Genomic DNA, 7366 nt, shown 5'->3' on the forward strand with positions numbered 1-7366 from the left:
GGAAAGCGGTCCGAAAATTCATAAATGATTAATATTCAATTATAATTAAAGAAACATAACACATTTATTTTAGTAAAAATAAGGAGACCTGATTATATGGTGAAAGTAGCTTTTTTTGCGGAAATACTCATAGAAGAATTTGACGGTGCATCAAGAACAATGTTTCAGATTATCAACCGTATTGACCCTGACCGTTTTTCCTACCTATTCGTCTACGGAAAGGGCCCCGCACAACTAGATAAACACGCTTCCTTACGTATACCGACATTAAATACCAAGCTTAACAAAGATTATACATTCACCATCCCCGCATTGGTGAAGGAGCAGCTAAAGCAGGAGCTGGATGCCTTTCAACCCGACGTCGTACATATCGCGACGCCATCCCTTCTCGGCTTCTTTGCCCTTAGATACGCGCGCCAACGGGGCATTCCGATAATCAGCATTTACCATACAAACTTTATTTCATACGTTCCCTATTACTTTAGAAAATTTCCTGTACTCATTAAGCCGGTGGAGAAGTGGATGATTTCTGCCAGCCGGAAATTCTATAACGCCTGCGACATGGTTTATGTTCCTTCCAGGTCGATGGTCCGCGAACTGATGCACTTCGGTATTCAGGAAAGCAAACTGACGCTCTGGCAACGGGGCATCAACCTCAACCTTTTCCGGCCTGACAAGCGGAGCGAATCCTATATCCAGGCCATCACGGGCAATGCCAAGCCCAACATCCTGTTCGCCAGCCGGCTCGTGTGGGAAAAAAATATACAGACCCTGATCGATATCTACCACCGCCTTAAACGGGCAAACCTACCCCACAACCTCATCATCGCGGGGAATGGCGCGGCACAGGAGGAAATGAAAAAGCAAATGCCTGAAGCTTTTTTTCTCGGTAAACTGGAACACGAACAACTCGCTACGCTTTATGCTTCCTGCGACGTGTTTTTATTTACATCAACATCTGAAACCTATGGCAATGTCGTTGTCGAAGCCATGGCTTCGGGTCTTCCCTGCGTCATCGCCGACGGCGGGGGCAGTGCAGATTTAATACGGCACCGCCATACGGGCTACAAGTGCAAACCGAAATCGCCCGAAGACTATATAATATACCTGCGGCTGCTCCTAAACGATCCAGAGTTGCATCAGGTGATCAGCAACGCAGCATTAGCGGAAGTTCAGCAACTCGACTGGAAGAAGCTCACAGACCGCTACTTTGATGATGTTACGCAGCTCGCCGGCACAGCAGCCAATGACCTTGTTTGGGCGGCATGCTGAGAAAGAAAGATTTTGCAGGGAAGCCCGTGAACAACAACATGAAAGGTAAACAGCCCCCCCGTCCCTTTTTTAAGAAAAAATGGTTTCGATCGGCAGCACTAGTAGCCATTCTCCTGCCGATTGGCATATTCATCTACAATACCGATTTTAGGATGGTGTTACGGGAGCTTTCGGGGGTAGGCTTCCGGTTTACGTATATTCTGGCTACGACAGTAGCGGCCTACCTCCTTGGAACAATAGCGTGGTGGGTATGCCTTGGAACCGAGCGGTCCAAGATATCATTGCTCCGTCTTTTTCTGATCCGTCAGGTTGCGGAAACGGTAGGTCTATACAACCCCACAAGTGTCGTCGGAGGAGATCTGCTAAAAAACGAACTGTTAAAACCTCACGGCATAGAAAAGAATATCTCCTCCGCCTCAATTGTTGTCTCCCGCGTCACAGCCATCCTTTCTCAGCTGACACTGGTGGCTGTAGCAGCGGCGTGGCTATGTTATTACACGTGGGATCATACGCCCTTAGCGGTACGTCTAGGCGTCGGCGTTTTGGTTATCCTGGCCGTCGGCTTTCATATCGTGTTTCTGCAAAAACTCAAGAAAACGGGGCACGCCGGAGCGCGGGAACCAGAGATTCCGACCTCATTCATCAAAAAAACACGCGATCAGATCGGCACCCTTATAAAGCAGACGCAAACGTTTTTCATCTACCGGAAAAGAGAGTTTTGGATGTCCTACCTGTTCTTCGCCCTGCACTGGATTGTCGGCAGCATAGAGTTTTACCTTATCCTCGTGTTTCTTGGTTTTGATATATCGCTCATGCACGGCATTTTATTGGATATGGGTGTCATCCTATTTAAAAGTATAGGCGCCTTCATTCCCGGTCAGATCGGTATCGAAGAAATAGGAAATAAACTGGTCTTGATGGCTATTGGCATACAGGCTGCTTCTACCTGGCTGACCGTTTCTATCTTACGGCGCTGCCGACAACTTTTCTGGATCATTGTGGGGATGATAAGCTTTATATTCCTCCGGAAAACGGAAACGCTTAAATTGTTTAGCTATGGAAGTTCTGTTCGTTAGCCATAAATACCCTCCATCTACCGGTGGCATGGAGAAACAAAGTTATGAGCTGATAAAGGGCATGTGCAACTACGCTATTGTGCATAAGATCGTCTATACCGGCGATGAGAGTTATTACCGCTTTTTCCGTAAGCTCAACGACCGGATTTTAAAAATGGTACACACGCATCCCGGTATCGGCGTTATCCACTTCAACGACGGACTTATTGCGTCGCTGAGCCTTTGGCACAGCGGCTACCAGCACCTCAAACGTGTGGTAACCGTACACGGGTTGGACGTCGTATTCCCGTGGAAAATCTATCAGCGGTTTATTATCCCGCGGTTCAACAGATACGATCATATCATTGCCGTAAGCCGGGCGACAGCCGATGCCATCATCGAGCGGGGCGTTGACGCAAGCAAGGTGTCTGTTGTCGTCAATGGCATTGATCACGAGCTAGCCTCCCCCACCTCGGCGCATTCCTGGAGCTCGTTTAGGGAGAAATATGCGGTACCGGACAACCGCACTGTCCTCGTTACTTTAGGCCGCCCCGTAAAGCGCAAAGGATTCTCCTGGTTTATACGGGAGGTTCTTCCCACGCTTCCCGAAAATGTATACCTGGTCATGGCCGGACCGTTTTATCCGCACCCCACAAAAAGGGACCAATGGATCGCCAAACTGCCGCCCCGCTGGCGGGAACTCTACATGTTGTTTATGGGGTACCCGTCTGATGAGGCCGAGCTGAGGCACCTTCTGACGGACGCGAAGTACGCGGACAAAGTAAAGCATCTGGGCAAACTCCCTATAGAAGACCTAAAAATATTGCTGAGTCATGCCGATGCCTTTTTAATGCCAAATATAAAAGTGGCAGGCGATATGGAAGGCTTCGGTCTGGTATGTCTGGAGGCCTGTATCTGCGGCTCTTTGGTCCTCGCTGCCAAGCTGGAAGGTATCAATGATGCCATCATAGACCAAAAAAACGGTATTCAGATCGCGCCTCAGGATCCCCACGCGTGGCGAAGGGCTATTGAGGAAGTCGTTTCCAACAACGGAACATCGACGGAACAGCGGCAACGTTTCCGTCAATTTACCTTGGAACACTTCAGCTGGCAAAAAATGGCCGAGGGTTACGCGGCAGTATTTACGAAGCTGTTACAAAGCTGATGCGCTGCCGACCGCAACGCCTTGACAAAGAAATCCCCCGCATCACTGCAGGGGACTGTCGTGCTACAAACATGAGTAATTGGCTATTCTATACCTAACGAAACCTACAAACACTTCTTCCCATCCATAAGGTTTTCAAAAAAATCAATCCTAGAACAGCAGAGAAACGAATTGGTTTTAAGGGAGCGGGAATCTTTTACCCATCGCCGGCGGTACAGAAAAATCCAACCTCGGAAAAAGTGATTTAAATCACACTAAAATGACTTTTAAAATCTTTGATGTACTTTCGTGGGATCATGAAAGAAGCGTTTCTGTATAACGATGAGCAAGCTGCTCTAACGTACCTAAAAGAACATGTTAAGGACATTTACGGAGAAAACGGGGGTGTTGTAGTCCGGTTTGATCCCGATCTGGACCTGTTGTGGGTCATGAAATATTATGCAGAGGAAGACGCCGCAGACAGCACGTATATGTCTGTGAACTTCCTGGCTTCCGCTATCGATGCCACAGGAACAACGAACTATGGTCTGTATATTACCGAGCGGACGGATAGAAAGGAAAGCGACCTGACAGCATTGGCCCACGAAACATTAGCAAGGTTTATTATGAAGACGAAAAGATAAGATGAGGCCCGGTCAGCTCTGTGCACGGGCCCATCTTAAACGCCGAAGAGTTAGTTTGGAGCTCCGGGACGGTTTCCGGCTTCGAGAATAGGAATGTTCGCCTCGGTCGGCACGTAAATGATCTGGCTGATCTTACCTGCTTTTAAAGCTTCCCCAAAAGCACCAATAAATTCCTGCTTACGGTATTCAGGATACTTTTGTGCTGCTTCCCCCATGATTTTGATGGCTTCAGCCTGGAGTAAAGCAGCCTCCTTCTCTGCCCGTGCCTGTTCGATCAGGATCTGTCTGGACTGGGTCGCTTCTGCAAGCCGTGCCTTACCCGCCATTTCCTGTTGCCATACGGAATACATGGGAAGACCAAACATTAATCCTAAAATAACCGCAAATCCAAGTAGCGCTAATAATAAAACAGATTGAGCTTTCATAATAGTTGGTTTGTTTTACGACGCAAGATAAAAAAATAATAGAAATATTCCAGCGGCGGGTGTCCCTTCGGGGAAATTCAACGGTCAAAAAAAGCTCCCTACGAACCGTAGAGAGCTTCTGTACGCCAATCAGGATTCGAACCTGAGACCGACGGTTTAGAAAACCGTTGCTCTATCCAGCTGAGCTATTGGCGCATCCTTTTGGTGCAACAAAAGTAGACAATTGGACCAATTTTGCAAAATAAAAAGTTTATTTTTTGCGGGCTGTCCAATAACTTATTGCAGTCCAAATATATATTTTTTGTCCCTTGCCCTGCACGCTCTAGTAAACAAAAAGCACTTTTTATGGTTATAACCAGTAAGAAACTACAACTATGGTAACTTGGAACTTAGACAAAGCACACAGCGAAATCGAATTTAGGGTGCGGCACATGATGATCTCTAGCGTAAAAGGGTTCTTTCAGGATTTTAATATAACGATGAGCGGCGATCCGCAGGACATCTCGACTGCATCCATACGCATAGCGATTCCAACCTCGTCGATCAACACAAAGAACGAACAGCGCGATCAGCACCTGCGGGGCGAAGATTTCTTCGACAGCAATCAATTCCCCGAGATCACTTTCGAATCGACGGCCATAAAAAAGCTTAACGACGGAAAATACGATGTAACGGGAAATCTAACGATTAGAAACATTACGAAACCCACAACATTCCACGTAGAGGTTGGCGGCGTTGCCAAAGATCCCTGGGGAAATGAAAAGATCGGTTTTGCTTTTAATGGCAGGATCAACCGGGAGGATTTCGGACTGACATGGAACACACCTTTGGAAACCGGCGGCGTGCTCGTCGGAGACGAAGTGAAAATTCAGGGGGACGTTCAATTTATACTTAACTAGCTATCAATTTACTAACGAAAAAAAAGGTGTTATTGCCCGCTAAAATACATCAAATAAAAAAGTTAAATAAATTTTCAGCGATTAGAAACAGGTAAAACGATTGTAAGGCCTTTCTTGACAATCGTTTTTTATTTTTTTGGTAATGTGACAAAAAGCAGCAAAAAGAAACAATAAGTAAAAGTAAGGTTACTAAATTCAGACTTTCACGATTAGAACTATAAACACCACCGCGCCCTGATCCCTCCTATTCAACGGTTCCGACATAAACCGAGTCCGACAGCTCTTCCGTATACGCATCCACAATGCCCATATATACATGTAGCGCTCCTTTTTTATACGTTAACAAATCACACACCATACTATACTCACCTTTATGAACATCTTCTTCCGCAATCTTGAATACAAATGCATGATCAATATCGTAAACTACAATATTAATTCTGTAGGTTTGGCTACCCCGCACCGCTTCATAGCCCCACTTAAAATGTAATCTGTCATTTTCTTGCCAGACCGAACAGTCTTTCGGAGGATTCAAGCTACCGCGAAACACACGTACTTTTTCCGGATTGACGTACGGCTTACCTTTCTCGTCGATCTCCAAACATTCTTTGAAAATATGTGATTGGGCCAACTGTACGGCTCCTACCCGACTGCCTTTGGGAGCTAACTCCCGATATCCATAACGAAAACACGGGACTAACATGGTAGCAAAATGACTGGCGGCCTTCATTTTCGCTCGGTTCAGAAGCATATTAGGTGTAGGTTTCTTTGTAGATCGTCTCCGCTTTCCCCGGATAATGTTCTGACCATTGAGTACATAGCCATAAACACTTCCTACTTTTCCGATATAAGCTCCATTAGGTCCGTCTTTCTGTATAGCCATAATCTTTCGTTTTAATTCGTTATCGTTTAATTGGTATCTCAATATACACAAATTATATCTTAAGTGCAACTTTAGAGGGTGATTGGAGGGTATTAGTAGGGATATCATCTCTATTAATACCCTATTATACCCCTGTTAACCCCCTATTAACCCCCTATAAATATCGAAGAAATATATAAGGGTGTTTAGACCTGCCAAGGAGCAATACCAATCCTGTATTTTTCTATGGAATTTTGTATAATTCGGATCTTAAAGTTAATTCTTATCCATGAGACAGTTTGTACTCGAATGAATTTCAGATAAATCATAGTGAATTAGTAAGGGGGCACAATTTATCATATGGTACATCTATTGAAAAAAATAAAATAAAATTTTGCGGAAATCATAAAATTCGTACTTTTGTCGCGGAGAGTTGGCAGAGTGGTCGAATGCGGCGGTCTTGAAAACCGTTAACTGTCACAGGTTCGGGGGTTCGAATCCCTCACTCTCCGCAGAAAAATCCCTTATCGAAAGATGAGGGATTTTTTGGTTTACAGCGGTCAGGATTCGAACCGAAGGGCCCGGCGGGGTTCGATCCGAAGGAGGTTCAGGGACAAGCCGGGGGAACGAGCGGCTGAACCAATCCCTCACTCTCCGCAGAAAAATCCCTTATCGAAAGATGAGGGATTTTTTGGTTTACAGCGGTCAGGATTCGAACCGAAGGGCTCGGCGGGGTTCGATCCGAAGGAGGTTCAGGGACAAGCCGGGGGAACGAGCGGCTGAACCAATCCCTCACTCTCCGCAGAAAAATCCCTTATCGAAAGATGAGGGATTTTTTGGTTTACAGCGGTCAGGATTCGAACCGAAGGGCTCGGCGGGGTTCGATCCGAAGGAGGTTCAGGGACAAGCCGGGGGAACGAGCGGCTGAACCAATCCCTCACTCTCCGCAGAAAAATCCCTTATCGAAAGAAAGGGCACTGAAAAAGTCCCCTTAGAAAAAAGGCTAAAAAAAGGAGTGGAAAACAGCAGTTTTCTGCTCCTTTTTTCGTATCTTAATGTAGGCTT

At 46.1% G+C, this 7366-nt stretch carries 8 protein-coding genes and 2 tRNA genes; 7 read left to right on the plus strand and 3 right to left on the minus strand.

The features are described from left to right. The first annotated feature begins 96 nt into the window (after positions 1 to 96). From BC792_RS06000 to BC792_RS06015, 4 genes are all read left to right on the plus strand, one after another. On the plus strand, positions 97 to 1272 hold the full coding sequence (locus BC792_RS06000; RefSeq protein WP_148908078.1) for a glycosyltransferase family 4 protein: 1176 nt from the start codon (positions 97 to 99) through the stop codon (positions 1270 to 1272). Continuing rightward, complete coding sequence (locus tag BC792_RS06005) at positions 1266 to 2348, plus strand: lysylphosphatidylglycerol synthase transmembrane domain-containing protein (protein ID WP_148908079.1); 1083 nt, start codon at positions 1266 to 1268, stop codon at positions 2346 to 2348. Before BC792_RS06000 ends, BC792_RS06005 begins: the two co-directional genes overlap by 7 nt. After that, positions 2329 to 3492, plus strand: a complete 1164-nt coding sequence (locus BC792_RS06010; RefSeq protein ID WP_148908080.1) for a glycosyltransferase family 4 protein — start codon at positions 2329 to 2331, stop codon at positions 3490 to 3492. The genes BC792_RS06005 and BC792_RS06010 overlap by 20 nt, the downstream gene beginning before the upstream one ends. Before the next feature lie 275 nt (positions 3493 to 3767). Further along, entirely contained in the window at positions 3768 to 4115 is a 348-nt protein-coding gene (locus BC792_RS06015; RefSeq protein ID WP_148908081.1) for a hypothetical protein, read from the plus strand. A 50-nt stretch (positions 4116 to 4165) separates the two neighbouring features. Here the strand turns inward: BC792_RS06015 and BC792_RS06020 are convergent, their stop codons facing one another. After that, complete coding sequence (locus BC792_RS06020) at positions 4166 to 4540, minus strand: SPFH domain-containing protein (RefSeq protein WP_148908082.1); 375 nt, start codon at positions 4538 to 4540, stop codon at positions 4166 to 4168. A gap of 121 nt (positions 4541 to 4661) precedes the next feature. Then, a tRNA-Arg gene (locus BC792_RS06025) sits at positions 4662 to 4735 on the minus strand. Positions 4736 to 4914: 179 nt separating this feature from the next. Between BC792_RS06025 and BC792_RS06030 the strand changes: the two genes are divergently transcribed. Beyond that, complete coding sequence (locus BC792_RS06030) at positions 4915 to 5439, plus strand: YceI family protein (protein ID WP_148908083.1); 525 nt, start codon at positions 4915 to 4917, stop codon at positions 5437 to 5439. A gap of 244 nt (positions 5440 to 5683) precedes the next feature. Here BC792_RS06030 and BC792_RS06035 read toward each other — a convergent pair whose 3' ends face one another. Then, positions 5684 to 6322 (minus strand): hypothetical protein, encoded by a 639-nt coding sequence (locus tag BC792_RS06035; protein WP_148908084.1) that lies wholly within the window; start codon positions 6320 to 6322, stop codon positions 5684 to 5686. Positions 6323 to 6728: 406 nt separating this feature from the next. Here BC792_RS06035 and BC792_RS06040 point away from each other — a divergent pair. Both BC792_RS06040 and BC792_RS06045 read left to right on the plus strand, forming a co-directional pair. Beyond that, positions 6729 to 6813: transfer RNA gene (locus BC792_RS06040), tRNA-Ser, on the plus strand. Between the two features lie 22 nt (positions 6814 to 6835). After that, complete coding sequence (locus tag BC792_RS06045) at positions 6836 to 7084, plus strand: hypothetical protein (protein WP_148908085.1); 249 nt, start codon at positions 6836 to 6838, stop codon at positions 7082 to 7084. Positions 7085 to 7366 lie beyond the last annotated feature (282 nt).

Source organism: Sphingobacterium allocomposti (genome assembly GCF_008124885.1).
Taxonomy (GTDB): domain Bacteria; phylum Bacteroidota; class Bacteroidia; order Sphingobacteriales; family Sphingobacteriaceae; genus Sphingobacterium; species Sphingobacterium allocomposti.